Origin of the sequence: Brevibacillus brevis, from assembly GCF_900637055.1 — a bacterium.
Taxonomy (GTDB): domain Bacteria; phylum Bacillota; class Bacilli; order Brevibacillales; family Brevibacillaceae; genus Brevibacillus; species Brevibacillus brevis.
In genome coordinates this window covers 2194394-2219779 of record NZ_LR134338.1, presented here as the reverse complement: position 1 = coordinate 2219779, position 25386 = coordinate 2194394, and the positions used below count along the sequence as shown (strand labels likewise).

The following is a 25386-nucleotide window of genomic DNA, read 5'->3' as shown; positions in this document are numbered from 1 at the left end:
TTGTTTGGGGCTGTTCGTTTCTCACCTATTTTTTACAGTTATCGGCGCTTTGTAATTCGCCCGGAGCCCCCTACCTTCGTTCGTGGGGGCGATTTACTTTTCGGCGGTGAAAAGCTCGAGCGTTTGGATGAGACAGAACCACTCGACTTCGACGATTGACTGCTGGAAGAACGAATAATTTTACCTGAACTACCGCTAGAAGACGAATCCCCCTGCTTCTTGAAAAGGCTGCCGTCAGAACCTACCGTACCATCCGCGTTCTTTGCATTACTCCGTTTGAAAATACTTCCCGTACCCTCTTTGGTAATCGGCGGCGCTACTTTTTTGTCCTCGGTTGTAGGCACGCGATACGTTCCGGAAGGCTTGTATATGTCCTTGCTAGAATAGCCACGATAGCTGCCCTTTGTACTTTTCTTAAGCCCGTCGAACAAATCGTCCAGTACGCTGGCTACAATGTATCCCTGCAAAAACGAAGAATCGTAGTTTTGCCGGACGTACTCTTTGCTGTCGACCTCGATCAACGTATCCGTCGGCTTGGCAGCGTCTTGCTGCAAATGGTATACCTCATCCGGGTAAATGAGGAACATATGCTGCGGATCTTCTTTGGAGATTTCATCTGGCGTATTCTGCTCCGCCAGCTCCAAGGCTACTTCCGGTACAGTCTTGTCTTCCGCACGATAGATGCGTGACGACTGTCCATTGTCCTTGGTAGAGACAGATTCAAGCGGATATGTCTCGCCAACCGCTGGGCTGCCGCAACCCGCTAGCGTAAGGAGGAACAACGCCGGAATCAGCAGGAGCTTGATTGATTTCATCCATGGATTTGGCATGTACTTGTCCCTCCTCTCTACGTGCCGCGCAGTACCTGCACGTCCGCTGGCAGAACACTTTCTCCCTCATAGAGCATGAACCGGCCATCCTGCCACTCGATTCGCAGCAATTGGCGTTGATCGGATTGGAATTGCCAGATGTACTGCTCCCCTGATGTGTGAAACGGCGCTTTCCCCACAGTTTGGACGGCGCCATTATATTGCTCCTCCAAATGGTAGGTGACATCGTCCATCTCGATTGTGGTCGGTACTTCGTCTATTGAATCCAGTCGTCCATCAATCACGCTATACAGATGATAGACAATCTTCTCCCGTTCCTCGATATACAGGTAGCGAATGGTCGTTCCATCCTGCAAGGTAAGCATCGTGGCTTTGCGACTCGCATTGCTCGCCTTTCCTATTACTTGATAGGTAACGAGCGATACATCGACCACATCACCCGGCCCCACCGTCAGGATGCTCTTCTCCGGTGCAGGAGGCTCATGCTTGGCAAAAATGTTTTGGATTCGCTTCATCAAACTCATGCTGTACTCCCTTCCCTATCACGTCTTACAGACATGCAGCCAAAATCAAGGCACCCACAAGATGGAATGAACCAGCCATCATGGCATGTGCCACTTTTCCTTCCTGCGTCCCTTTTTCCAGGTCCAGTCCGGCCACTTGCTTTAACAGCCATTCCACGATTCTCTCCAAAAGGAACAGAATGACAAATGAGAGCACAGAAACGAGCAGTGCTGTCCACAATAAATTGGAGGTAATGATGGATTGCGATAAGATATACCCTTGCGCAAACAGCTTCATGACAAAACGCGTCGTGACCGCTATGTTTCCATTTTTGATTTCCGTAATGTCCTTGTATTTCGTAAACAACGAATCGATCCACATCAAAACAAAAAGCAAAATGCCGCCGGCTCCTGTCCAAACCAGCATCCCTAGTATTTCTGTCCACGTCAAAGCGAATCACTCTACTTTCGTCAAGGTGTTTAAGGTCTGAAAAAAAGGGAAACCGCCTGAAGCGGTTTACCCCTCGTATTTTTTCATCAGAGCAGCCAGTTCGTCCTCGACGGCTTGATCCTTATTCAACTTCGCAATTTCTTCATCTAAAGAGCTCTGTTTTTTGTAAATCTCGCCGCTGGCTTCTGCTTCTGCTTCCATTTGCAGTGCTTTTTCTTCCATGCGTTTCAAGCCAGCCATAGCCGAGTTCGTGTCGAAGCCACCCATCGCCTGATTGATCGTCTTTTGCGCTTTGGCTGCATTGACACGGGCAACTAATGTTTCGCGCTTGTTTTTCAGTTCGGTAATCTGTTTTTTCATCTCAGCCAGCTTCTCGCGCAATCCATCGGCTGCCAGCTTGTTTTTCTCGTAGCTGTCCTTGTATTCGTTCATTTTTTGCTCGGCAGCTTTCTTTTCTTCTAGAGCTCGGCGAGCCAGATCAATGTTCTGCGCTTGTGCTGCGATGTGAGCCTGCTCATCACGCTTTTTCACCAAGGCTTCCTGTTCTTCATACAGCACCTTGAATTTCTTTTCCAAGGCAATTTGGGCGGCAACCGCTTTTTCTGCTTCATTCAAGTCTTCTTGCATATCACGCAAATACTGGTCTGTCATTTTGATTGGATCTTCTGCTTTCTCAATCAAAGCGTACAAATTGGACATGGTCAAATCACGCAGTCTTTTAAAAATGGACATGGATTATTCCTCCTTAAGTACGTGCTAGGTAGTTCGGCCTAAAATTGCCGCCCCCGTTATACCTGTATTTACGATAGTTACGCAAGTAAGTTTCAACAATTTATTTTTTATTGGTTCCCTTACTACTCGAAAGTAAGTTCGCCCGATTCTACACTTTTCAAAATAAGTTTTGCTTGAAATTGTGTCCCATCCTGACGTTCAAGCTTCATTTTACCCGTTTTGCCTTTTTCAATGAGTGCTTTAATCTGTGTATCCGTCAGCATACGTCCATAATTCTCTTTCCATATGACGAATTTACAGCCCACGTTGTAATTCGAACAACCGTAACCTTTTCGCCCCATGAAAATGGAGCCTCCGCAACCCGGTCGTGGACATTTGGTGATGATACTCGAAGTTGTACTAGCGGTCTTTGCTGCCGTTCGAGTTGAAGCCTTTGTTGTGGCAGTCCTGCCCCCTGATCTGCCTGTACTTCGCCCGCCAGCTCGTCCTCTTGTTTTGGAAGATCCTTTCTGAGTGGTACTCTCACTCTCAAACAAGGTCTTCTCAGCACGAGATTGTACGCGAACCTTTTCTACAATCATCGTAGCGAATTTCTTCACATTCTCCATAAATTGCCCGTCGGAGGCGGTCCCTCGGGAGATCTCATTCAAGCGGCGCTCCCAATGCCCCGTCATTTCAGGAGAGGTTAATAGTTCGATACCTGCTCCCCTAATCAATTCGATAACGGTACGGCCTTTTTGCGTAAGTTGAACCTTTTTCCCCTGCATCTCAACGTATCCGACCTTTTTCAGTCGTTCGATGGTAGCGGCACGAGTTGCCGGGGTTCCGAGACCTGATTCTTTCATCGCATCACGCAGTTCCTCGTCCTCGATTTGCTTGCCTGCGCTTTCCATGGCCTTTAGAAGCGTTCCTTCCGTAAAATGCTTGGGCGGCTGTGTTTCTTTTTCCTTTACCACCGCATCTGAGCATACTACGCTGGCATCAGGTAGAATGATAAAAGGCTCGTTCACTTCAATCTCTTCTTTATCCTCTTCTTCTTTGGCCGCACCTTTCACATTCTTGGGCTTTTCCTTCTGCTGATCGGCATAAATAATCTTCCAACCAAGACTTTTCCGTTCTTTCACCGACGTTTTGAACATTTCATTTTCCACATCGGTTATGACCGTATGCATCTTATATTCAGCTGGCGGATAAAACTGTGACAGAAAGCGGCGAACGATCAAATCGTATAGCTTTTGCTCATCTGGCGTAAGCCCTGAAGCCTTGCGATTTGTCGGCAGGATCGCATGGTGGTCGTCTACTTTTGCTGGATTACATATAAATTTGTTGCCTTTGTGAACCAAACTACGGTTTGCACCCTTTACCAAGTTGTCATATCCAGTGCCTTGCAACGACGACAAGGTGTTGTGCATTTCGGGAATATTTTGCTCTGTCACATAGTTGGAATTCGTCCGCGGATAAGAAATCACCTTATGCTTTTCATAGAGTGCCTGAGCTAAATCCAAGGTTTTCTTGGCGGAAAATCCGTACTTGCCATTGGCCTCACGTTGCAGCAATGTCAGGTCATACAACTTGAATGGATACTCCTTGGTATCCTTTACTTCGTAGGATGCTATCCGCCCTTGTTTTCCTTTCACTTTACGAGCCAACATTTCTGCTTTAGATGGATCGGTTAAGCGATCACCTTGCCAAATACCCTTGTACGACCTCTCCCCCTGCGAAAAATGCCCTTCCACTTGAAAGAATGTAACCGATGAGAAAGCCTCAATCTGTTTCTGTCGATCATAAATGAGTGCAAGGACAGGGGTCTGTACTCGTCCGACCGAAAGGAGTACATTATGTTTGGTTGTAAATGCACGTGAGCCATTCATCCCGATTAGCCAATCTGCTTCACTACGAGCTTTTGCTGCCCTCGTCAAGTTTTCATAGGCTGCGGCATCCTTCATCTCCGCAAATCCTTTCCTGATCGTTTCAGGGGTCAAGTCTGAGATCCACAGTCTTTTAACGGGGTGGCTCAATTTTAGATGTCGCTGAATGAGTGAAAAGATGTGTTGACCTTCCCGCCCGGCATCGCATGCATTAATCAGCAGATTGCTTCGTTTGGCCAACTGCCCAATAATTTTTAGCTGATCGATTGTTTTCCGATTGGGCACTAGCTTAAATGGATTGGGAATGATAGGAAGATCATTGATGTTCCACTTTTTATATTTTTGGTCGTACGCCTCCGGTTCCGCCAGTTCAATTAAGTGCCCGATTGCCCACGTAATGATGTATTTTTCACCTTCTAAATAGGTACGGTGATTTTTCGCTTTAGGATCTATTGCGGCGGCAATATTTCGTCCCATGTCAGGTTTCTCCGCAATAATTAGTGTCTTCAAATGGTTATCGCTCCTTCTAAAACTCTCTAAGCAAATGTACCTTTCCTCTTCTGCCATGATCATTTTTATCGAATAAATACCTCTCTATTTTACTACAAGTTAGCCAAGTATTCTCGTTCTGGCTGCGACAGCCCACTCGATTTTTGCCAACGCCTGGCAATACGCCTCACTCATCTCCGCTGCATTTGCTGTCTCCTCCGGTCGAGTCAGCACACGCCATACGTCGCTCTTGTTTTTGTACCAATCTAACTCCTTTGGCGGCTCATGATGAATAGGCCTCCAAACTTGACGCAGCGTTGGGGAAAACAGCCGCTTTGCCCCTGGGTGCAGCTGACAGTTCATTAGTTTTACCTGATAAGGCTTGCCAGGAGCTGTATCATTCACATCGTGAAAAAGATGGGGCCAATAATCTTTTCGCGAACCTGTGTGTGGCTGATCCAATGCCCAAGCACACGCTGCCTCCTGCCTATTCGTACCCCCGAACAGCAGACTGTACAGCCTTTTTCCCAAGCTGATTCTCTCTCGTAAGGAGGCAAAATGAAACACTCGCTCACCCGCGAGCTGCAAGGAGCCTCCTTGCCCATCAGCCACTTTCCGCTGAGGAAGCAAGATCATATTCAGATGCAAAAGCTCCTGCAAGGCAAACGGGAGTGTGCGGACAACTGAATTTTGATAGCCCGAGTCTTTCATGACCTGTTCTTCCAAGTAGTTTTGTTCATTGATGATCAAACCAATGGCGAGCAGCTCTTTGTCCGTTGTCTTCCAAAAATGATTCCAGATCGCCTGCATGAAAGTGGAGACGCCCAGATGAGGCAGCAAATAAAAAAGGTTGGTCTGTCGCCTGACACTCTCTTCATACAGTAACAATTGAGGGTACGCATCGTGAAAAATCAGCCAGTTTCCCCGCTCCAAAAACGAAAAATAATCCTGCTGCTCTTTTGTTCGAAGCAAGCGAGGCAACAATTCTCCCCGCAAATCAGTCATACTCCATCCCGCATTGCGCGATACGAGATGTGCCAATAGCGCCCAATGAATTTGTGGATGCTTTTGATAAAACGACAAATAGGCGCGCGTTCTGTCTATATTGTCACGGTTGTGGGCGAACGTCTCCTGACTAATCCGCTCTACCGTCTTTTGATCTTCTGCTGGCAACGTGGCAGTCGCCGTACGGACTTTCCCCAGATTCATGGCAAGCGGCAAGCGAGATGCGTATTGGTACCACGACAAACCCATCGATGCTCTTCCCCCTCTCTTCCTGAGGCGTGTGTATTTTATCGGGAGGTGAATGAGTTGCGCGAAGTCCAGCAAGAAATTAGCCGCATGCAAGCCTTTTTGTTACAGCGCCAGCAAGCGGATGGCACTTGGCGCTTTTGTCTGGAAAGCTCACCGATGACAGATTCTCACATGATCATCCTATTGCGCACACTTGGCATTCATGATGAGCGTTTGATGGAGAAGCTCACTGCTCACATTACGTCTCTTCAACACGATAATGGGGCATGGAAGCTGTATCCTGACGAGCATGAAGGCCATCTGTCTACGACCATTGATTCGTATTACGCTCTGCTGTTATCAGGCAAATATACGAAGGATGAACCGAGAATGGTTCTGGCTCGCTCGTTTATTTTGGAAAAGGGTGGGCTGACACAAGCGAACATGCTGACCAAATTTGCTACAGCCTTGACAGGCCAGTACCAGTGGCCCTCGCATTTTCTCGTTCCCATCGAGATTGCTCTCTTGCACTCGAGCTTCCCTGTCAGCTTTTACGATTTTGTTGGGTATGCACGTGTCCATCTTGCTCCCATGATGATTGTGGCTGATCGCAACTATGTAAAAAAGCCTGACGATGCGCCAGACTTGTCCGATCTATACGCGGATACACCGATCACTCGCGGGCTATATCCGCATCGATTCCTAGAGAATTTCCTCAAAGAGGGCCAGTCGTTCCTCGCCACCATCCACGATTCCTTGCAGCGTCTCCCCTTTTTACCCGGACAACTGCACAAGCTCGCTCTACGGCGCCTGGAACAATACATCCTGGCGCGAATCGAGCCGGACGGTACTCTGTACAATTATTCGACCTCTACCTTTTTCATGATATTTGCGCTGCTCGCTCGGGGATTTTCTCCGCAAGACCCCCTCATCCAAAAAGCGATGCAGGGGCTTACGAATAGTGTCTACGATTATGAAAGCGGCGCACACTTGCAGCTGGCTACCTCAGCCGTATGGGACACGGCCCTCTTGGCTTCTTCTTTGCAAAAAAGCGGACTTTCTCCTACACATCCCGCGATTCAAAAAGCAAATCGGTACCTTCTCCAAAAGCAGCAGCATACGTACGGCGACTGGAAAATCCGCAATCCAAAAGGAAAGCCTGGCGGTTGGGGCTTTTCTGACTACAACACCATGAACCCGGATATTGATGATACGACAGCTGCTCTGCGCTCTCTGCGCCTGCTCGCCCGTACGGATATAACAACAGCTGCTGCCTGGAAGCGCGGTCTCGAGTGGCTATTATCCATGCAAAACGACGATGGAGGCTGGCCTGCTTTTGAACGAAACACAGACGCTGATTTCATTCGCCACCTGCCAATCGAAGGAGCCGATACCGTCAGTACAGATCCGTCCTCTGCCGATTTGACAGGGAGGACTTTAGAGTTCCTCGGAAACTATGCCGGACGAACATTGACTGACCCGCATGTAGAAAAAGGAGTCCGCTGGCTTCTCAAACATCAAGGGTCAGACGGCTCCTGGTATGGACGTTGGGGAATTGCTTACCTATACGGCACTTGGGCTGCCATTACCGGGCTGATGGCGGTTGGCTTTTCCCCTACTGATCCCGCCATCCAAAAAGCGGTTGCGTGGCTGGTTGCCAGCCAAAATCCTGACGGCGGCTGGGGGGAATCTTGCCAAAGCGACCAGAAAAAAACGTACGTCCCTCTCGGAGCAAGCACACCCTCGCAGACGGCATGGGCAATCGATGCACTGATAGCCGTGTCATCCAAGCCGACCCCAGAGCTGCAACGAGGGATTCACTACCTGCTTACTCACAATCAAGCAAACGACTGGACGACTCGCTACCCGACTGGCGGGGGGCGTCCTGGCGGCACTTACTTTGCTTATCACAGCTATCGTTGGATTTGGCCGTTGTTGGCTCTCAGCCACTATCAGACCAAATACGCGAACACGTAAAAACTACCGCTACCCTCTTCGCAAACCAAGACCTAACGGTTGAAGAGGAACCTGGGGTGAATAAACCACGGCGTGTGGCGGCGTATCAAAAATAGAGTAGCAAGACAGGACATCGGTGTCCCCAATCAGCACAATCGACGACTGAGACACTCCCCCAAAGCTGAAATCACCGACGTCTATTTTTTTATTCGTCACCTTCATATTCATGGAACTTTTTCTCCTTTTCCTAAAACTCGTGCCATCCATACAACGTATGCGGATCTCACTGGTTCGGTCGCAAAAACAGGTATGAACACCCAATGGCCTACGACATACAATACAGAGAGGATCTCTCCCAAAAGGATGTGCCGAACATGCCAGCATTCGTTGGAGTCATCAATGTAAACAACGTGGGCGGCGTTTTCAATGTCGGAGACGTCCGTAAAATCGCACCTACCAGCTATGCCAAAACCTTCGCGGGTGGAGGATCATTCAATTCTGGTACCAATCTGTCCTTTAAAATTCCACGTAGCGTCGTCTACATCAATGAACAATCCGATAATGATATCCCGCTTTTTGTAGAAGAAACGAATGATTTCAGGGCAAAGGGACGAGATTTCGCATGAACTTTTTTGTTACGCAACATATCGTAATCAATTCGCTCAAGATCGAAGGCATAAGCAACTCTTCAGTGTGCCAGATAGGAAGCGCAGGGATTATCAAACCCGTATCCAAGCTGTACAACACCGGCGGATTCACAGAGCCAGCTCCACAGGTGGGGCCTCTGCCCACAACTGGTTCGGAAGAATTCGTGCCCCTCATCCCGTTGGTTTCTCCCTCGCCCTTACGCCCTGGTATGCCTTCGCGGTTTGCCTAATTCGATGTATGTTAGATGAAGAAGGATGGTCGTCATGTACATGGATCCCGAAATGATGCAGTATCTTCAACAGTTACATGACTATATACAATTGCAAGACAAAAAGATCGAGAAGATGAAGCAAATGCTTGAACAGTTGCAGCAAGACGTAAATGAACTCAAGGAAAAACAGATTCCTTCCGTCATCAAGAACGAGTACAAATTCGATCTGCTAAAGGTTGAGCGACTGGAAGGGACTCTCAATATCGGCTTAAACCCTAAAGGAAATGACGCTGGAATCGGTGATTTTTCCATCAATCAATCGATGGATGTCCCTAATCCGCACCAAAGCAATGTCCCACTTTTTGACCGTGTCCAGAAAGAAATTTATCAATACCTGGAGACAGATGCCTACCACGTTCTTGAAAGAATCGAAACAGAGTGCAACTATCCGCTGGATAACAATTATCGTGCCTTTATCTTGGATGACATTAAAAAGCAGATCGATCAGCGGATTAAGTATTACCTGAGCGAGCTCCCTGCCGATGAACTAGAACCAGAGCAACTCGATGTTTTCGTGCAAAATACAGTCCAAAAAGTGAAACGGGATATCGACAAGACCTGCGAAACATTCGTGAAAAATTTGCCTCGTGAGGTGAACGAACCATGATGAGGTATCAAGTGATAAACGAAGCCATTTGTGTAAAAAAAGTCTCTGTTAGTGCTCTCTCTTCTGCTGCTTCCTTGTTTATTGGAGACACACAGACTGTAGACCTCAGAGCGATTTATGAAACCCCACCCGAAAAAATGATTGTCGGAGCTTCGATTCCGATTGATACTGCTCTGCGTGCTTCTTAAGGAGGGTTGTCCCCATGTACCGAAGGACCAGTCATGTCCATAAGCTGGATGTTCTCTCGGTCGATACCTCATCTGTTCTGCAAATAGGTGATTCCCGGCAGATTGATGCAGTCTCGAACATTTTAGCCGTCCAACGCGAGCAGGCCATCTTCTATGAAAATGAATTTATGTTCGAGGATTACTCGGTCTTTTCCGTTCCCTTAATTCCCCCTAGTCTCTCAGAACCGATTTGCATTGATACGTTCCACGACTGTCCGTACATTTTCATTCGAAAAGTGGAAGTCCCTTTCGTAGCAGGAGCGTCCGTCGTCCATGTTGGTTCTAATGAATCCATTACACTCGAAACGCGAGTCGTAAATATTCGTCACATTTTCCAAGACGAGCCAAAAACCAGAGGGAGGGGGTAGGCTGTGCCTTCTGTCATTGGAGCTGTCAATATCAATAGTAATTCGGGTACCGTTAACTTCGGAGATACGCTCAACATATCGCCAAAAACAGCCGCCAAGACATTCTCCGGTTCAGGAGGCGGCAACACAGGCAACGTCGTCAATACGCTCAATGGTGTCAACGCAACGAATACACTAGACCCCAATGTCGTCGATCAACCGATGTTTGGGAACATCTAATCCCTGCAGTGTTAATGTCTTTTCATTGACACTGTTTTTATTTTGGCTGAAAAAGGAGGCACGAGGCCCCCTTACTACAATATTTCAATATACCCTTCTGTTCCATGCACGCGAATTCGTTGCCCGTCTTTTATCATGGTGGTGGCATTTTCCACGCCGACAACTGCTGGTAAGCCATATTCACGCGCGATAACCGCTCCATGGGTCATCAGTCCACCAACTTCGGTGACTAGACCTTTTATGGATACAAACAATGGTGTCCAGCCAGGGTCAGTAAAGGAGGTGACTAATATATCTCCCTCTTCTAGATCAGCATCTTCCATGTTTAAGATGACACGTGCTCTTCCCTCTATAACGCCGGAAGAAACAGGTAGACCTACAATCGCATTGGCTGGCAGATTTTCTCGTTTGTACTCACCTGCAATGATTTCACCATCAGACGTGATTACACGCGGGGGAGTCAGTTTTTCAAAAAACTTGTAATCGTCTTTTCGTTTGCTGATGATCTGATCATCCAGTTTGTTTGTGCGTACGGCTTCGTGAAATTCTTCAAAAGTGAGATAGTATACATCTTCTTTTTCATGAATAACGCTTGTTTGGACGAGTTGTTCGGCTTCTTTCAGTAAAGCCTGCTTATAAACGAAGTAGCGATTCACCATGCCGTATTTTGGGTATTCCCGGTAGCCGATGAAATTCCGGATGAGGTCGATCTTTTGTTTTGTTTCTTTGGCTTTTTGTTCACCATCCGGTAATTGCTTTAATCGATCTAATAACTCTTGCTCTTTTTCCAAAGCTTCCTGTCGCCCTTGTTCGAATTTTTGTTTGCCAGCATTCGGCTCAAAGTTTTTGATGTTACCTAGAATCATGGGGACAAGCGTCATTGGTTTTTCACTCCAACGAGTTTTCGTTATATCGATTTCTCCGGCACATCTCATTCCGTATTTCCTGAGATAAGCATAGATTGCGTCTTGCGTTTCCTGTCCACCTTCAAACTGAACCAGTTCATCCAAAAAGTCATCGTCTTTTGCATGCTGCAAAAAGTCAATTACTTCTGGATAAGGACGAACCACATCTGCAACATCCATGAGCGCCAGTCCCATTTCCGAAGTAATATTGTGTGCCACAGATTGAGAAAGCGTGTCTGCTACGTTTTTTTCCCCCAACCACTTGTTCATTTTTTCATTGATCCATTTTGAAGCATCCATAGCAGCCGTAATCACACCTATGTTTTGTGGATCAAATAAAATCTTCTTTAATTGCTGGATGTCTTCTCGAATAAAATCAAATAACTCCGGTCCTGATTTCGTTTGGATGTGATGCTTTAACTCTTCGATCGATGTTTGACTACGCTTAATCAAATCAGCAACAATTGTCGGATCGTTTTCGAATTGTTCTTGAAAACCCAAAGACGACAAACCTTTATTGCTATTGTTGGGACTCTGTTCTTTTTTATCTATGGGTAATAATTGTATAAAATCTCCTCGCTCTATGACGGTCATAAGCGCGTCTTTAATAAGCGGATCGGATTGCCCCAGGGTATCTAATATGGTTTGTCTGCTGTCAGGTGAAGCCAGCATATTTGTAACATCAACAAACAGCCTTCCACCCGCTTTGCTCATGGGTGCAGGAGTTGTTAACAGGAAAAAAGACAGTCCCAATGGTTTTATGGGGTCGGTCATCATTTGTTGATGGCCAACAGATACATAGACGTGATTTTCTTGATCATTCGCTTTAGGAATGGGGTATAAAGTCGTGATTGGACGACTCTGGACAATATAAAAAGTATCATCAACCAAACACCATTCGATATCTTGTGGGGAACCAAAATAAGCTTCGATCTGTCTTCCAATGCGTGCCAGTTGTAAAATTTGTTTTTCAGTAAGGGTTTGAGTCTGTTGCTGATCAGGATCGATCGGCAGTGTCTCTGTTCCCCCTTCTTGTCGTCCATAGATAGCCAGTTTTTTGGTTGCTATCCTCTTATCGACGATTTCCTCTTCCTGTACTTTATAACAATCGGCAGAGACCAAGCCAGAGACCAGTGCTTCTCCAAGTCCATAACTGGCATCGATTGATAGCACCTTCCGGTTGGATGTAATTGGATCAGCGGTAAATAAAATCCCGGAAGCCTGTGGGAAAACCATTTTTTGAACAATAACGGATAAATAAACGTGTTTGTGGTCAAATCCATTTTGCATCCGGTAGATAACCGCGCGATCCGTAAATAGAGATGCCCAACATTTGCTGATATGCTGCAAGATTGCTTCTTTGCCGATGATATTTAAATAGGTGTCTTGTTGACCTGCAAAAGAGGCCTGTGGTAAATCTTCAGCAGTCGCACTAGAACGCACTGCATAAGCATGCTCCTCTCCGAATTGGGAGAGATAGTGAGTAACGGCTTTCACAACATCGGAAGGAATTTCTACTTCCATTATGAATTGGCGAATCTTCCTGCTGATTTCACCAATTTGATCTCGATCTTGTACGTTTAGCATGGTTAGTTGATCCAGCAAAGCATGGTACATTTCGTTTTGTTCGATGGCCTTTTGGTATCCCACTGTTGTCACACAAAATCCTTCTGGTACTTGTATTCCTTGAATTTTTGACAATTCCCCTAAATGCAACCCTTTTCCGCCAACGAGCAAAAGCTGCGTTTTTTCCATTTCCTCAAAACCGAGAACCAAAGAACTCATTCAACATCTCTCCTAACCATTAAAATTTAGAAAAAACATTTGACAGGAGTTCACCAGCATGGTACGATTAAAGTGTAAGATGCGTTAACTATGACTACATAAATCAAAACAGTCGTGATCTGATTATATCATCGCGTCTGTTACTGTGCAATAAAAAAGAACCTGGGCAGAATATCCAGGTTCTTTTTTGATTTTCCACTACCACCTGCTTTTACAAGCTTGCTTTAAATGTTGTTTTTCGTTCATTCGCCGCTCCATCACGCATCAAATAGATTTCTAACAACCCATCCTGATACTGGGCCCTCATCCCTTTTGAACTGACGGAAACCGGTAAAGCCAGCTTGCGATAAAACGGGCCGTAGCTTCTTTCCCCTTGTGTACGAAGCCCGTGGTGCTCACTTTCTTTGATGATCCCCTTGACCTCCAGCCACCGTTGGTCGGAGAGGGTAATCTCCAGACTATCGCGATCGAAGCCTGGCAGTTCACAGGAAACAATGACCATTTGCTCTGATTGGAAGATATCTGAGGCTGGGGAAAAATGCGAATCGTTTACCTGCACGAAACGCATCGGTTTTTCCTTCGTCTTTTTTTTCCCCTTTTTCACGGGTGGTACATTTGGCGCGGCTGCGGCAGTCGTCTTTTGTGCTGCTTGCTTATTAAGCGTCGCAATATTCTCCCAAAAATTCGTATCCAGCACCTGCCCCATCTGGCTTAATGCTTTCCACGGATGATCTGGGTCAAAGCCGAGCTTGGACAAACTTTCGGATGCTTTTTGTAACTGCTTCATGGTCTCTTGCAGGTTTTTCATCACTTCCGCACTCCCTCCCCAGCAAAGGCAAGACTGTCTTTGTACGATAGAATATGTGCTTTTGCCTGGGGAGTGTGCTCATGATCATCCAGTTTGCCCTACATCAGCACTATCTGTCGCTGGTGCAGGCGGAGCCAAAATATCTGGTGGTGGCATGTTACTATCCGTGGGCTCAGGATTGGATTCGCCGCCATTTCCATCTGGTACAGTCGGCGGGGTTACAGGCTCCTGTGTTGGTTCTGGAGCCGTATTTGGTGATGGTTTGGCTGGTTTCTGTGTTTTTGGCTGTTCTTTTGTACCTGTCGTGGGCTTGGGCTTCGAAGCTGGTGTTCTCTTCTCTGCTTTCATTTCGACCTTGGCTACTTCCGCTACAGCTGCATCACTGAGCTGTTCGCTCTGTCCAGCTACACCCGCTTCTGTTTGCAGGGCAGTTCGAACAGCTTGCATGTTCTCCCTCGGCCATAAGGAATAAGGAGAACTCCAGATCGCCCCATTATCCAAAGTAACCATGTTGCTGGACGAAAAGCTGGCAAAATCGAGTGCCAATCCTTTTATTTGGTCTTTTGAGAGGTCGGTTTTGATATGCTGACCAACGGTATCCAGTACGGCTGTCAAACTCGCTAATCCATCCATGGACATGCTCTTTTCTGCCACGGCACGAATCACCTGCTGCTGTCTGCGGTTTCGATCGAAGTCGCTCGAGTTGTAAGCGTCTCCACGTCTGTCGATGCGATGACGGACGAAGCCAAGTGCCTGCTCTCCGTTCAATACTTGCTTTCCTTTTTTCAAATTGCGGTATACACCTTGCTTCGGCAATTCGTATACGAGATCGCGATCTACGTCAACCGTAATCCCGCCCAGCTTGTCAATGACCGCTGTGAAGCCCTCAAAGTCAAGCTGCACGTAATGCTCAACCGAGATCCCCAGCATGTGATTCAATGTTTTTTTGAGCATCGTCATGCCATTTTCGGTAACAGGCTTCCCTTTGATTTCCGCATCTTTCCTGATATTTTCCCCTAATGCAAATACTTCATTGACTTTGTGATAACCAGGATATCCTGGGATTTGAACCCGGGTATCACGGGGCAACGATACCATGCTCAGCTTTTGCGTAACCGGATTGGCGACTGCAACGACGAGGACATCCGTGTTTAACATGCCGATGTTTTTGCGCGTATCCACCCCGACGATGACAAAGGCGATTGATTTCTTTTGTTCGTACGGCTTCTCTACAACGGGTTGATCCGGCAGCTTGTAAGGGTCTTCCGTTACGACGTCCAATGTCTTGTTAAACTGGTTGAGGGCGAAGCCTGCTCCTACGGCCAACAAACAGAGGAATAAGCAACCCGCCAAGAGCAGATACATCCGCTTGCTTCGCTGACCACGCTTGATCCGTTTACGCGGCTGTTTTGCAGGAGCTTGAGGCTTGTCATTCTTGGCTTGCACGTTCGGTTCACTCCTTTTTAAAATCACGGGGTCCATAGTGCTTTGGGCTTTTCATTTTTCAATATATTCTGGAAAACCATGTCCCATTTTACCACAATCTGCCGTCAAATTGTAGAATCCTGCCGATTCAACTCGATCGGTTTTCCCTGAGAGTTCTTGCACTTGCGAATCGAAACAGGTAGTCTAAAACTGTGGAAAATCGGATAGATGAATAAGGGAATCGGAGGGACTTGAGAGTGGAACACATACAGGTGCTGATCGCGGGTGGCGGCATCGCAGGGTTGTCCGCAGCAATATGGTGCCAACGATTGGGTCTTTCTTGTCTTCTTATTGAAAAAACGGATCGACTCGGCGGCCAACTGCATCACATATACAACGAGATTACCGACTTTCCGCCCCTTGTATATGACCAGGGAGCTGCCCTTGTAAAGGTACTGATCGCACATCCTTACATCCGACAGCCAAACATACGATTGAACGAAGCCATTCTTTCCATTGATCGGGAAACGAAGCAGGTAATTACTTCGAAATCCGTTTATCGTGTCGACTATTTACTCATCGCCACAGGAGTCGGCTGGAATGAGATACCGGCCCTAGCTGACTGTCCGAGCGTCCTGTCGCCTTGGTTTTCTACAACTGCCCAAGCGCACACCATCGCCGGGCAAGATATCGCCGTCATTGGCGGAGGAGATCGTGCATTAGAAAGTGCAGCAAATTTGAGCTTTCATGCCCGACAAGTCTATCTGTTGGTTCGGAGCAGTGGGTTGCGCGCTCGTCCCGAATGGCAAAAGAAAATCACAGGCCTGCCCAACATCCAAGTCCTGTGGGAAACACAAGTAAGTGACTATCAGGAAGAAGAGGCACGGACTGTTTTGACACTCACCTCTACGCGGGCAGGCAATCCGCAGACGATCGCAGTCGATTGGATTCTGCCGCGAATTGGTGTTCATGGAAACACAGCGGGTCTCGAAGGCTTGGACACGTTTGGCGATGACTATTTGCAAACGGATTCGTATCAACGAGTCAACTCTCCATGGATATACGCAGTCGGAGACGTGAGCAACGGAGCCGCTTATGCGAGTTTGTCACTGGCAGTTGGTCAAGCGATGAAGGCGGTCAAGCATATTTCCTTGGAAATTCAAAACAACAGATCAAAGAGCCTGTAGAAGGAGAGCTTTGCATGTACGCTTTTTACGACGATTTCGGCTTACCTGTCAAGCTAACCTTTTCCCCCGAAGAGTATCGTAACCACCAAGCAGGTCACGTGCTGGTCTTCGCTTTTTATCAAGGAAAGCTGTTATTTACTCGCCATCGTACACGCGGTGTGGAGCTACCAGGGGGAAAAGTAGAAACGGGTGAAAACAGCTTGGCGGCAGCCGTTCGTGAAGTCTATGAAGAAACCGGCGCCATTCTGGAAGGGATTGAGCGCATCGGACAGTACACCATCGACGATTCGATGCGAAAAGACATTTATATCGCAAAGGTAGCGGACTATACAAACCAGCCAAACGGCTCAGACGTGCTTGCCACCATTGTGTTTGCAGATATCCCGCGAAATGTAAAAGGCAATCAGGAGTTTAGTCGCATTCTGCAAGATGATGTGTATCCGCTCGCACTCGAACGAGCTTTACGTCATCCCTTCGCTACGTCCTAGCCATCAAAAACAGGCTCGTCCCTGTCGCTCTCCAACCCGGTGAGAATGACCGACAGAGACAGCCTGTTTATTGTTTTTCCTTTTCCTTTTTTCCCGACAACACGCGTTTGACGAGCTCATTTGGATCAAAGCCATACTTTTCGATGGCTCTCTCACGTTGTACCTCATGTACCGTTTCTCGTTCAATTCCCAGTACCTCTGATATTTGCCGCCACGCTTGCGTCTCGGTGTCTTTTGTCCCTTGTCCTTGCTGCTCGACCTGCTTAGGCTTCAAGAAGAAGATCGCAACTACAGCGAAAACGAGCGATAAACCTGCGATTGATAGAAACATGACCGTTCGAGAAATCTCGAGCAACCAGGTAAAAATAGGCGGGCCGATCGCAACACCGATAAAACGGACACCGCTATACAAAGACGTAATCATGCCCCGCTCTGTTTTTTGTACGGCCCCAACGATCATCGAGTTCAAGCAAGGTAAAATCATCCCCGTCCCCACACTGCCGATAACCAAAATGCCAATTAGGACATAAGCCCCTTTGACAAAGCTGGCCAGAATGTAGGACGTAGCGAGCAAGAACATGCCGACAATCACAAATAGACGCATCAGCTTCAGCTTCTTTTTGATGATGATTCCTGTTACATATGCCGCAATACTCATTACGAGCAATGGAATCGCCAAGAAAAAGCCTTTGATGACACCATCGATCTTGTATTTTTCCTCCAATAAATCAGACAGGTAAAAAAGTACACCAAACAACGTAAACAGGCAGATGCTCCCAATAAAAAACGCGGGGACAAGCCATTTTCCGTGCTGCTTAAACACTTGTGAGATCGAATGCATGTATTGCTTGACAGGTAGCGGCTTTTTCTCCTGTTTCTTTTCCTTGGTCAGAAATAAAAACATCAGGAGGACGACACCGCAAATTATCGGAAAAGCTAAAAAAACCATGTACCAAGAAATGAGAGCAAGCAAGGAGCCAATTATCGGGCTTAATACTTTTCCCATCCCGTTTGATGTCTCCAAAAGCCCCAATGCCCTACTCTCCGAAGCGCCATCGAACAGATCCCCTACCAAAGCCATCGCGATAGGGGCTGTCCCGGCGGCCCCGATCCCCTGCAAGACTCGCCCTCCCATTATGGCCATATAAGGTTGATCCAACCACAGTGCGGAAAGCCCTGCGACCAAACCACCCAGACCGTACAAGGCAAGGGAAATGATAATGACAATTTTTCTCCCAAATCGATCCGACAAATAGCCGGCAAAAGGGATAACAATACCTGCAGCAATCGAAAAAGCGGTGATCAACAAGCTCGTCTGTAAGGCGGTGAGCTTCATTTCCGTTTTCATTGTAGGCAGTACAGGGATCAGCATCGAGTTGCCCAACACCATAACTAATGGAACCCCGACTAGCCCAATCAGGTTTTTCGCATTTTGTGCCATACGAAACTCCTTGTCTTACGCATAAGCGCTACCGTCCCAGCGCATCGCGTTAATAATCTCCCAGTCAGGCTCGACGCCAATTCCGACGCCAGCAGGAATTGTCACTTTGCCCTTTATGGGTTGAAGCGGAAACAATTGTGTAAACGGGTTCTCCATGACGTCCCATTCGACAGGCTCAATCGGAAGGCTATCCATCTTGGTCCAAGCCAGCAAGCAAGCTTGTGCAAATAACGTGTACAATCGTGCCAACGAACCATCAAAGGAATGCGGGGACACACGATAGCCAAACTGACGGGCCATTTGCAAATGCGTTCGATAATCGTCAATACCTCCCGTATGCATCAGGTCAGGCTGTGCAATATCAATGGCTCCCCCCTCATACAAGGGCAAAAACTGCGCGCAGCGGATCAAGTTTTCTCCGCCTGCAAGCGGGATAGATAGTGACGAACGAAGCTTGACGTACTCGTTTGTACGATCCATGGGCATCGGCTCCTCCAGCCAAAGCCAATTGCCATAACGGGAAAAAAGCCCCTCCCACTTCCTTGCAGTCGCACAATCGTAGCTCTGATTGGCATCTACCGCTACTTGAACGTCTTCGGGAAGCATATTCATCAGTTTTTCGATATGCGTCTGATCCTCTTGAACAGACCGACCGCCAATCTTTACTTTCACCATCTTGAAGCCGTCGTCGACTTGCTGGCTGACTTGCTTCCATGATTGTTGCATCCAGTCTTCTGTTTCACGGTAGGATTGGAGGGAGGCATATACTGGGATGCCAGAATGAATCTGGCCTCCCCACAGTTGGCACACAGATAGCCCCGCCGCTTTCGCCAAAATTTCCGTGAGTGCCATACTGACACCTGAAGCCGATCGCTGATGCCACTTTCCTATGACATCAACAAGGGCTACTCTGTTGTCGACCTGCTTATCCAGCAAGTACGGAATGATTCGCTCACAAAAGCCCTTATGGAGCGTCGGCAGCCAATCGATAATTTCTCCCCAGCCATCTATTCCAGATCTTGTGATAATCCGAATGAGATAGCTGGTTCGATAACGCTTAAACCCATTCGCATCGCCGTAAGCTTGCGATAGACGATGAAGTAGCGGATACGTTTCTACGCGCTCAATTTGCAGGTCTGCGACCTCTACCTTGTCATGAGTAGTCATCCATGCCCTCTCGTTCTGCTTGCTCTCCCTCATAATCGTCATAGGAGAGGAAGTTTCCTTTCCCTTCTCCTTTTCTCATATACTCCTCATACGTCCCGCTTCTCATGAAATGCACACTGTCCGGTCCGTGATATCCTTCAATATCGGTATAACCGATTTCTTCTACGGCTTCTACAAAGCCATCCGGCTCATTGCTCTCGATATACATTTCGTCGTAATCCGTTTTGTCGGGTTCCTGGTAAGAGAAAGGAGTGCTGGATGTCCCCCATGACTCGACAATTTGCCAAGCATCCTCACCGTCAAATCCGTTCTGTCCTTCTTTTTCATCCAAAGACGTACGTCCAAACGGCGGCTGCAAAAATTCTTCTTCAATCGGGCGAGACTCGTTGACTGACGGCGCCGGTGCGTGCTCCTTGCACGTTTGTGCCTGAGGCAGTGCTTCCAGTCGCTCCACGGGTATTTGCTCCCCACAGACCGTACACAGGCCGTAGGTACCTTCCTCCATGCGCTGTAGCGCCTGATCAATCTCTTTTAATGTCTCGCGATCGAGACTGTCTAGGGCTAAATCTTTTTCCCGCTCAAACATCTCGCTGCCGATATCTGCCGGATGATTATCGTACATGGCAAACTCCTGCAAAGAGGTTGTCATCGGTTCTCTCATGCCATAATGGTCCTGTACGCGGTCTTCCAGTTCTTTTTTCTGTTCCAGCAGCTTTTCCCGGAAGCTGGCCACCATCTTTTGGTCCACGCTGTACACCACCTTTGTTTGGTTTCCTCAACAGGTAGTATGTCTTGGTCCCGAAGGAAATATGACCAACAAAACGGTCATGACCTTTTTGTTGGTCCGCTATCGCTCACATCTACTTTTATGAAAAACGTCTCCACGTTTTTCACAGCAAAAAACCTGCCATCCCCAAAGGGAATGACAGGTTGATCAACCGTTTTTATTCTGTTACATGTGCGTAGTGTTGTTCTACGATATCAGCGCAACGTACGCAGAGCGACGCGTGCGACTCGCGGGTACCAACATCAGGTTTCACTACACGGCAACGCTCGCATTTTCCACCGTCTGCGGCTGAGACCACTGCAGCAATTCCTTCGAGTTGTACCGCTTCTGCCGGAGCAGATCCGCTGTGTACATCCACGTGAGCCACGATGAACAGGTCAGCCAGATCGTCCATGGCTGCCAATGTTTTCGCGACTTCTTCCGTTTGTGGGTACAGAGCCAGCTTCGCATCAACGGAGTTACCGAACACCTTGTTGCGGCGCGCTTCTTCCATCGCTTTGAGAACCTCGTCACGGATCGCCAGGAACGCATCCCATTTGCTCTCTGCTTCTGCTGCAAAGCTGAGATGTTGCTCGTCGCCTTCTGGCATATCTGTGAGCTGTACACTCTTCTCTTCCACGCCTGGAATGAACGCCCACACCTCATCGGCTGTATGCGGCAACAGTGGAGCGACCAGCTTCACCAGACTGAGCAAGCAATCGTACATCACGGTTTGTGCAGCGCGTCGCTTCAAACTATCTGGCGCTTCTACATACAGACGATCCTTGCAAATATCCAGATAGAACGCGGACAAATCAATGACGCAGAAGTTGTGAACGGCATGGAAAACGGTATGGAACTGATATTCATCGTACGCTTTGCGTGTACGCTTCGCGACTTTTGCCGCTTTCGCCAGAACATAACGGTCCAGCTCTCCCAGCTCTTCGTACGCTACGCGGTCTGTTGCTGGATTAAATCCATCCAGGTTACCCAACAGGAAGCGGAACGTATTGCGGATTTTGCGGTACACCTCAGCGATCTGGTTCAGAATCGCATCGGAAATACGCACATCAGCCTGATAATCAACAGAAGCTACCCACAGACGCAAGATATCTGCGCCCATCTTGTCAATCACTTGTTGAGGCACGATGACGTTACCGAGGGATTTGGACATTTTGCGTCCTTCTCCATCCAATGCAAAGCCGTGGCTCAGGACGGATTTGTAAGGAGCTGTGCCATACACGGCAACACCCGTCGAGAGAGAAGAGTTGAACCAGCCACGATACTGGTCAGAGCCTTCCAGATACATGTCGGCCGGCCAAGCAATGCCTCTTTCGCGCAATACAGCCTGGTGGCTGGAACCGGAGTCGAACCAAACATCCATGATATCCGTTTCTTTGCGGAATTCCTTGCAATCGCATTTCGTGCAAGAAAGTCCTTCTGGAACCAACTCATTCGCTTCACGGGAGAACCATACTTTCGACCCTTCTTTGCGGAACAGATCAGCAACATGGTTGATCGTCGTGTCGTTAATGATTGGTTCATTACACGATTTGCAGTAGAAGATTGGAATCGGTACACCCCATACACGCTGACGGGAAATGCACCAGTCGCCACGATCCGCAATCATGTTTGCCAGACGCGTTTCTCCCCAATGCGGAATCCATTTTACATTTTTAATCGCTTCGAGCATTTGCTCACGGAATCCGTCGATTGATGCGAACCATTGCTCCGTCGCGCGATAAATAACCGGTTTTTTCGTACGCCAGTCATGTGGATAGGAGTGCGTGAAGAAATTGAGCTTCAAGAGTGCTCCGTTTTCTTTCAGCTTTTCTGTAATCACTTTGTTAGCATCTTCGTAGAAGAGGCCTTCAAAGCCTGGTGCCTCATTGGTCATTTTACCTTCGTGATCTACTGGGCAAAGAACACCCAAATTGTATTTTTGACCAACGTTAAAGTCATCCTCCCCGTGTCCTGGAGCAGTATGAACGCAACCAGTACCTGCATCCAAGGTTACATGCTCACCCAGGATGAGTGGAGATTTGCGATCGTAGAACGGATGCTGAGTTTCTACGCCTTCCAGATCTTGACCTTTAAAGGTCGCGAGAATCTCTACGCCTTCCCAGCCAATTTCTTTGCTCGCAGCTTCAATCAGACCGTTTGCTACTAAGAATTTGCGGCCATCTACCTTCACTACGTTGTACTCGAGTTCAGGGTGCAGGCTGATCGCGAGGTTTGCTGGCAATGTCCACGGAGTCGTTGTCCAGATAACAACGCCTGTTTCTGTATCCAGCTTGCCTTTTCCATCTGCTACCTGGAAGCTGACGTAAATCGAAGGAGAGCGCTTGTCTTTGTATTCGATTTCTGCGTCAGCCAGAGCCGTCTCAGAAGACGGAGACCAGTACACGCAGCGAAGACCTTTGTAAATATAGCCCTTTTTCGCCATTTCGCCGAATACGCGAATTTGGTTGGCTTCATATTCAGGCAGGAGTGTCACATAAGGGTTTTCCCAATCTCCACGAACACCCAGACGCTTGAATTGGTCGCGTTGCTTGTCGATATAGGACCAAGCATACTCTTCACAGCGCTGGCGGAAATCGTTCACTTCGATGCTGCGACGATCCAACCCTTGCGCATTGATAATCGCTTGCTCGATCGGCAAACCATGTGTATCCCAGCCTGGGATGTACGGCGCATAAAAGCCTGCCATGGATTTGTATCGAACGATGAAGTCCTTAAGGATTTTGTTCAGTGCGTGACCGATATGGATGTCTCCATTCGCATACGGAGGGCCATCATGCAAGACAAAAGACGGGCGGTCTTTCGTACGATCTAACACTTGTTGATAAATATTTTGCTCTTCCCATACCGCTTGCATCTGTGGCTCGCGGCTTGGCAAATTTCCGCGCATGGGGAAATCTGTTTTTGGTAGCGCTAAGGTTTTGCTGTAATCCATGGCCTGATTCACTCCTTAAATAAATAAAAGCCTTCACTCATCCCATAAAAGGGACGAGAGAAAGCTCCCGTGGTACCACCCTGATTGAACAAACCCGTACGACAAAAAAGCCTGCATCGGATTCGTTCCACTTCACTCATTCGTAACGGGAATGACGCGCTCACTTACTCACCTGTTTACCATCAAGGTTTTCTGGGCTTTCGGATATTGAACTCCCGGGTGATTTTCTGCGAAAGCAACTGGCCGGGTTTTCACCTTTTCCCGACTCTCTAAGCAGTGCTGGCTCACATACTCTTCCCGTTCATCGTCTATGATTTGTATAAACGTGTTGTCAACCTCTATAAGTGCCTATTTCAAAAAAGTTGTTTTTCATTATAATACCATCATTGGTCGAACGTCAATGATTTATTCAACAGTGACAGCAGAATCTGTCTGTGGCTGTTCAATTTGATCCCAATCGCCATTCTCCAACATTTCCAGCTGTGCCTCCAAAAGCGTCCGGAAGCGCATGCGGTAAACAGAAGCGCGTTTCTTCAGTTCTTCGATTTCGATTGCAATTTTGCGTGACTTCGCGAGTGCTTCATTGACGATGCGGTCTGCATTTTTCTCAGCTTCTTTTAAGATGAGCTGCGCTTCTTTGCGGGCATTCGACTTCACGTCCTCCGCCGTCTCCTGCGCCACCAGAATCGACTTGCTCAAATTTTCTTCCAAGCTCTTATAGTAATCTACGCGCTCATTCAGAATGGCTACGCGTTCTTCCTGTTCTTTTTTCTCTTTTATCAAGAGCTCAAAATCTTTGATCACCTGATCGAGAAATTCGTTCACTTCGTCAATGTTATACCCACGAAAGCCTGTGCTGAATTCCTTATTGTGTATATCCAACGGCGTTAATGGCACATGAACCCCCCACTTTTCCCGATAATTCGTCCTTAATCATTTCGACAGGATTAGCAGTGTTTCCTGCCGTATTTTACAATTTTTTGCCTTGGTCCATCTTATGTAACCAGTCCGACGATCATGCGAAGTCTTCCGCTGCGTGTTGGACCGGCTACCTCAATAATTTTGAACCGGCCATAACCTGCAAGTGAAACCATGTCCCCCATCTGAAGTTGATAAGACGGGTCTTCGATTACTTTCCAGTTGATTTTTACTTTTCCCGCCCGAATTGGCACCAGCGCTTTTGCGCGAGACATATTGTGTACTTCTCCGATGATCGCGTCAACTCGCGGTGATGGCACAGTGATCGTTTTCTCTACAAACTTGGGTGCAGGCGGTGTAAACGCCTCCCATGGTATCCGCTCAAACTGAACAGATGTCCGATGAATTTGCCTCACCTGCGCACAGACAAAATCAGCGACTTCCTCAGCTACAATCGCGTAGCTGCCAGCTGAATCTGTCAGCATATCTCCGAATTTCTCCCGCTTCATCCCGACACCCAGCATCGCCCCCATCACATCTCGATGCTCCAGCACATGAAAGCGCTGATCAGCCCTGATTGCCAATAAGGTAAGGCGATAATCCTCAGGCTCGACAGGAAGGTACTCCGGATGGATGATAATACGGACACGCTCGGCACCCTCGTAGCCTCCAAAAGGAGAAACCTTCACATCTCTTACTTGTGAGGATAGACTCTGAAAAATCATCAACTGCCTGGGGTCTACAAAATCAGTAAGGCGCATGGCCTGCTTCCGCTCTACTTGCGTCAGCATTTCCAGCGCCCGTTCAACAAAGGGACGTTCTTCTTTTGAAAAATGGTCAAATATGCTCATCGTTTCACTCGCCTACAGGATTTGTTGCAATATGGCGTACAGGCCAGATTGGGCAAAGCGCAGTGCAATCAATGCGACAATGGGAGAGATATCGATGAAGCCGAGGGGTGGGATAAACCGGCGAAATGGCGCCAAATAAGGCTCAACCAGTCTTTCGAGTAACTGGCCGATGCCCGTACCTCTTATTTGAGGAACCCATGACATCAAAATGTAAGCAATAATCATGTATTGATATACCGTAAAGGCAAAATCTAAAATATCCAAGACAACCTTCATTAGCTCACCCT

Annotated in this window: 26 protein-coding genes and 1 other annotated feature; of the genes, 9 read left to right on the top strand and 17 right to left on the bottom strand. The window is 47.7% G+C overall.

Annotation, left to right across the window (positions count from 1 at the left end; genetic code table 11):
* Positions 1-38 precede the first annotated feature (38 nt).
* The 6 genes from EL268_RS11145 to EL268_RS11120 all read right to left on the bottom strand — a co-directional run bounded on the left by EL268_RS11145 (position 39) and on the right by EL268_RS11120 (position 6127).
* Positions 39-830 (bottom strand): DUF4247 domain-containing protein, encoded by a 792-nt coding sequence (locus EL268_RS11145; RefSeq protein ID WP_106653264.1) that lies wholly within the window; start codon positions 828-830, stop codon positions 39-41.
* A gap of 17 nt (positions 831-847) precedes the next feature.
* A complete protein-coding gene (locus EL268_RS11140; protein WP_106653263.1) occupies positions 848-1354 on the bottom strand; it encodes a DUF4178 domain-containing protein in 507 nt (168 codons plus the stop codon).
* 25 nt (positions 1355-1379) lie between these two features.
* Positions 1380-1784 (bottom strand): DUF350 domain-containing protein, encoded by a 405-nt coding sequence (locus EL268_RS11135; RefSeq protein ID WP_106653262.1) that lies wholly within the window; start codon positions 1782-1784, stop codon positions 1380-1382.
* 66 nt (positions 1785-1850) lie between these two features.
* Positions 1851-2516: a PspA/IM30 family protein gene (locus tag EL268_RS11130; RefSeq protein ID WP_106653261.1), complete on the bottom strand. Its 666-nt coding sequence runs from the start codon at positions 2514-2516 to the stop codon at positions 1851-1853.
* A gap of 122 nt (positions 2517-2638) precedes the next feature.
* Complete coding sequence (locus EL268_RS11125) at positions 2639-4894, bottom strand: type IA DNA topoisomerase (RefSeq protein WP_106653260.1); 2256 nt, start codon at positions 4892-4894, stop codon at positions 2639-2641.
* A 99-nt stretch (positions 4895-4993) separates the two neighbouring features.
* On the bottom strand, positions 4994-6127 hold the full coding sequence (locus tag EL268_RS11120) for a DUF2515 domain-containing protein (protein ID WP_106653259.1): 1134 nt from the start codon (positions 6125-6127) through the stop codon (positions 4994-4996).
* 57 nt (positions 6128-6184) lie between these two features.
* Between EL268_RS11120 and shc the strand changes: the two genes are divergently transcribed.
* Entirely contained in the window at positions 6185-8083 is a 1899-nt protein-coding gene (gene shc, locus EL268_RS11115; protein ID WP_106653258.1) for a squalene--hopene cyclase, read from the top strand.
* Positions 8084-8092: 9 nt separating this feature from the next.
* On the opposite strand, the gene EL268_RS11110 is transcribed toward shc, so the two are convergent.
* Entirely contained in the window at positions 8093-8290 is a 198-nt protein-coding gene (locus tag EL268_RS11110) for a hypothetical protein (protein WP_106653257.1), read from the bottom strand.
* A 146-nt stretch (positions 8291-8436) separates the two neighbouring features.
* On the opposite strand from EL268_RS11110, the gene EL268_RS11105 reads away from it, so the two are divergent.
* The 6 genes from EL268_RS11105 to EL268_RS11080 are packed head-to-tail and all read left to right on the top strand — an operon-like array spanning position 8437 to position 10402.
* The gene (locus EL268_RS11105) at positions 8437-8688 is read left to right on the top strand and encodes a spore germination protein (RefSeq protein ID WP_106653256.1); all 252 of its coding nucleotides are present in this window, start codon (positions 8437-8439) and stop codon (positions 8686-8688) included.
* Positions 8685-8939 (top strand): spore germination protein GerPB, encoded by a 255-nt coding sequence (locus EL268_RS11100; protein ID WP_106653255.1) that lies wholly within the window; start codon positions 8685-8687, stop codon positions 8937-8939. The genes EL268_RS11105 and EL268_RS11100 overlap by 4 nt, the downstream gene beginning before the upstream one ends.
* Positions 8940-8973: 34 nt before the next feature.
* Positions 8974-9588 carry a spore germination protein GerPC gene (gene gerPC / locus EL268_RS11095; RefSeq protein ID WP_106653254.1) on the top strand — a complete coding sequence of 205 codons (615 nt, stop codon included), beginning with the start codon at positions 8974-8976 and terminating at the stop codon, positions 9586-9588.
* Positions 9585-9776: a spore gernimation protein gene (locus EL268_RS11090; RefSeq protein WP_106653253.1), complete on the top strand. Its 192-nt coding sequence runs from the start codon at positions 9585-9587 to the stop codon at positions 9774-9776. Before gerPC ends, EL268_RS11090 begins: the two co-directional genes overlap by 4 nt.
* 14 nt (positions 9777-9790) lie before the next feature.
* Entirely contained in the window at positions 9791-10183 is a 393-nt protein-coding gene (locus tag EL268_RS11085; RefSeq protein WP_106653252.1) for a spore germination protein GerPE, read from the top strand.
* Between the two features lie 3 nt (positions 10184-10186).
* Positions 10187-10402: a spore germination protein gene (locus EL268_RS11080; RefSeq protein WP_017249535.1), complete on the top strand. Its 216-nt coding sequence runs from the start codon at positions 10187-10189 to the stop codon at positions 10400-10402.
* 74 nt (positions 10403-10476) lie between these two features.
* Here EL268_RS11080 and ppsA read toward each other — a convergent pair whose 3' ends face one another.
* The 3 genes from ppsA to EL268_RS11065 all read right to left on the bottom strand — a co-directional run bounded on the left by ppsA (position 10477) and on the right by EL268_RS11065 (position 15346).
* Positions 10477-13092, bottom strand: coding sequence for a phosphoenolpyruvate synthase (gene ppsA, locus EL268_RS11075; protein ID WP_106653251.1), 2616 nt, complete (start codon positions 13090-13092; stop codon positions 10477-10479).
* 211 nt (positions 13093-13303) lie between these two features.
* Positions 13304-13900, bottom strand: a complete 597-nt coding sequence (locus EL268_RS11070; protein WP_106653552.1) for an Hsp20/alpha crystallin family protein — start codon at positions 13898-13900, stop codon at positions 13304-13306.
* A gap of 84 nt (positions 13901-13984) precedes the next feature.
* Positions 13985-15346, bottom strand: coding sequence for an LCP family protein (locus tag EL268_RS11065; protein WP_106653250.1), 1362 nt, complete (start codon positions 15344-15346; stop codon positions 13985-13987).
* Positions 15347-15582: 236 nt separating this feature from the next.
* Here EL268_RS11065 and EL268_RS11060 point away from each other — a divergent pair, with 236 nt between their 5' ends.
* Together EL268_RS11060 and EL268_RS11055 are read left to right on the top strand one after the other, a co-directional pair.
* On the top strand, positions 15583-16512 hold the full coding sequence (locus tag EL268_RS11060) for an NAD(P)/FAD-dependent oxidoreductase (protein ID WP_106653249.1): 930 nt from the start codon (positions 15583-15585) through the stop codon (positions 16510-16512).
* A 14-nt stretch (positions 16513-16526) separates the two neighbouring features.
* On the top strand, positions 16527-17000 hold the full coding sequence (locus tag EL268_RS11055) for an NUDIX domain-containing protein (protein ID WP_106653248.1): 474 nt from the start codon (positions 16527-16529) through the stop codon (positions 16998-17000).
* Positions 17001-17067: 67 nt separating this feature from the next.
* On the opposite strand, the gene EL268_RS11050 is transcribed toward EL268_RS11055, so the two are convergent.
* The 7 genes from EL268_RS11050 to EL268_RS11020 all read right to left on the bottom strand — a co-directional run bounded on the left by EL268_RS11050 (position 17068) and on the right by EL268_RS11020 (position 25375).
* Positions 17068-18441: an MFS transporter gene (locus EL268_RS11050; protein WP_106653247.1), complete on the bottom strand. Its 1374-nt coding sequence runs from the start codon at positions 18439-18441 to the stop codon at positions 17068-17070.
* 15 nt (positions 18442-18456) lie between these two features.
* Complete coding sequence (locus EL268_RS11045) at positions 18457-19575, bottom strand: mandelate racemase/muconate lactonizing enzyme family protein (protein ID WP_373863418.1); 1119 nt, start codon at positions 19573-19575, stop codon at positions 18457-18459.
* Between the two features lie 19 nt (positions 19576-19594).
* Positions 19595-20368, bottom strand: a complete 774-nt coding sequence (locus EL268_RS11040) for a TraR/DksA C4-type zinc finger protein (RefSeq protein WP_106653245.1) — start codon at positions 20366-20368, stop codon at positions 19595-19597.
* A 184-nt stretch (positions 20369-20552) separates the two neighbouring features.
* A complete protein-coding gene (gene ileS, locus EL268_RS11035; RefSeq protein WP_106653244.1) occupies positions 20553-23330 on the bottom strand; it encodes an isoleucine--tRNA ligase in 2778 nt (925 codons plus the stop codon).
* A gap of 46 nt (positions 23331-23376) precedes the next feature.
* Positions 23377-23644 (bottom strand) — a binding site (T-box leader).
* A 91-nt stretch (positions 23645-23735) separates the two neighbouring features.
* Entirely contained in the window at positions 23736-24227 is a 492-nt protein-coding gene (locus tag EL268_RS11030) for a DivIVA domain-containing protein (RefSeq protein WP_106653243.1), read from the bottom strand.
* 98 nt (positions 24228-24325) lie between these two features.
* Positions 24326-25099 (bottom strand): YlmH family RNA-binding protein, encoded by a 774-nt coding sequence (locus tag EL268_RS11025; protein ID WP_106653242.1) that lies wholly within the window; start codon positions 25097-25099, stop codon positions 24326-24328.
* A gap of 12 nt (positions 25100-25111) precedes the next feature.
* Entirely contained in the window at positions 25112-25375 is a 264-nt protein-coding gene (locus EL268_RS11020; RefSeq protein WP_106653241.1) for a YggT family protein, read from the bottom strand.
* Positions 25376-25386: the final 11 nt, after the last annotated feature.